The organism is Streptomyces sp. NPDC055078 (assembly GCF_053607985.1).
Genome location: NZ_JBSGUP010000950.1, coordinates 1 through 2,297, shown reverse-complemented (window position 1 = coordinate 2,297; position 2,297 = coordinate 1). Strand labels below are relative to the sequence as shown.

Sequence of the window (2,297 nt, the reverse complement as noted above, 5' to 3'; positions counted from 1 at the left end):
ACACTGCATAAAACCTCAGACCGCCGCCGACGGCTTATAATAAAAACCCGGAGTCCCCGGCCGGCTGGAACGGGTGGACGCCCGGGAGCCGGGGATCGCTCATACGCGCTCCACCTCCCCCTCGGCCACGGTGTATCTCGTCCCGGCCAGCACCCCGGGCACATCGTCGTCGACAGCGGCGGTCACCAGCACCTGCTCCCCCGGAGCCACCAGTTCCGCCAGCCGCTCCCGACGCCGGGTGTCCAGCTCGGCGAAGACATCGTCCAGGACGAGCACGGGCTCATTGCCCTCCGCCCGCAGCAGATCGTACGAGGCCAGCCGCAGCGCCAGCGCGTAGGACCAGGACTCGCCGTGGCTGGCGTACCCCTTCGCCGGGAGCTGCCCCAGCTTGAGGACCAGATCGTCGCGGTGCGGGCCGACCAGGGTGACGCCCCGCTCGATCTCCTGTTTGCGCGCCTCGCCCAGCGCGGCGATCAGCTGTGCGTACAGCTCGTCCCGGCCGTGCGGCTCACCTGCCGCACCGGCGGAGGAACGGTACTCCAGAGCGATGGGACCGCCGCCCGGAGCGAGCGTCTCGTACGCCTTGTCGGCCAGCGGCTGCAGGACCCCGATCAGCTCCATCCGCTGCGCCAGCAGCTCCGCCCCGGTGCGCGCCAGATGCTGGTCCCACACATCGAGCGTGGACAGATCCGCGCCCCCGGAACCAGCGCCCCCGGAAGCGGCACCGACGGAACCAGCGGCTCCGGAGCCCCCCGGAGACCTGCCGTGCCGACGCGCCATCGCCGCCGACTTCAGCAGGGTGTTGCGCTGCTTGAGAACCCGTTCGTAGTCGGACCGGACGCCCGCCATCCGCGGCGCACGCGCGGTGACCAGTTCATCGAGGAACCGCCGCCGGTCGCCCGGGTCGCCCTTCACCAGCGCCAGATCCTCCGGCGCGAACAGCACCGTCCGGACGATCCCCAGTACATCGCGGGGTCTGACCTGCGACGATCTATTGATACGGGCCCGATTCGCCTTCCCCGGGTTCAGCTCCAGCTCCACCAGCTGGGAGCGCTCGCCCTGTGTGACGGCCGCCCGGATCACGGCACGGTCGGCCCCGACCCGTACGAGCGGCGCGTCGGACGAGACCCGGTGGCTGGCCAGCGTCGCCAGATAGCCGACCGCCTCGACCAGATTGGTCTTGCCCTGCCCGTTCGCCCCGACGAACGAGGTGACGCCCGGATCGAGCGGGACCTCGACCCGGGCGTACGAGCGGAAGTCGGCCAGCGACAGATGCGTGACGTGCATGGATACAGGCCGACCTCCCCCTGCTCGGATCTACTTCTTGTTCTCCACGGCGTGACCGCCGAACTGGTTGCGCAGTGCCGCGATCATCTTCATCTGGGGGGAGTCGTCCTGCCTGGAGGCGAACCGCGCGAACAGCGAAGCGGTGATCGCGGGCAGCGGTACGGCGTTGTCGATGGCGGCTTCGACCGTCCACCGGCCCTCGCCGCTGTCCTGCGCGAAGCCGCGCAGCTTGTCCAGGTGCTCGTCGTCGTCCAGCGCGTTGACCGCGAGATCGAGCAGCCAGGAGCGGATGACGGTGCCCTCCTGCCAGGAGCGGAAGACCTCGCGTACGTCCGTGACGGAGTCGACCTTCTCCAGCAGCTCCCAGCCCTCGGCGTATGCCTGCATCATGGCGTACTCGATGCCGTTGTGGACCATCTTGGCGAAGTGGCCGGCGCCGACCTTGCCCGCGTGGACCGAGCCGAAGTCGCCCTCGGGCTTGAGGGCGTCGAAGACCGGCCGCACCGGGGCGACGTGCTCGGCGGAGCCGCCGTACATCAGGGCGTAACCGTTCTCCAGGCCCCAGACGCCGCCGGAGACTCCGCAGTCGACAAAGCCGATGCCCTTGATGCCCAGCTCGACAGCGTGCCTCTCGTCGTCGGTCCAGCGGGAGTTCCCGCCGTCCACGACGATGTCGCCGGGGGAGAGCAGCTCGGCCAGCTCATCGATGGTGGACTGGGTCGCGGCACCGGCCGGCACCATCACCCACACCACACGCGGGCCCTTCAGCTTGTCCACAAGCTCCTGAAGGCTGTGGACATCGGCGACGTCCGGGTTGCGGTCGTAGCCGATGACGGTGTGGCCCGCGTGGCGGATGCGCTCGCGCATATTGCCGCCCATTTTGCCGAGGCCGACGAGGCCGAGCTCCATCTCAGTGTCCTTAAGCGTCGTATGGCGATAAGTAACCGGCTCCGAGCCTACGCCGGAGAGCGGTACGGAGCCCGACGGGCCCGCTCCGGGCGGGAGCGGGC

2 protein-coding genes are annotated in these 2,297 nt (G+C 69.6%); both read right to left on the bottom strand.

Annotated elements, in window-relative coordinates:
* Positions 1 to 99 precede the first annotated feature (99 nt).
* Positions 100 to 1,287, bottom strand: a complete 1,188-nt coding sequence (gene recF / locus ACWF94_RS39005; RefSeq protein WP_453499800.1) for a DNA replication/repair protein RecF — start codon at positions 1,285 to 1,287, stop codon at positions 100 to 102.
* Positions 1,288 to 1,317: 30 nt separating this feature from the next.
* Positions 1,318 to 2,196: a phosphogluconate dehydrogenase (NAD(+)-dependent, decarboxylating) gene (gene gnd / locus ACWF94_RS39000; protein WP_453499802.1), complete on the bottom strand. Its 879-nt coding sequence runs from the start codon at positions 2,194 to 2,196 to the stop codon at positions 1,318 to 1,320.
* Positions 2,197 to 2,297 lie beyond the last annotated feature (101 nt).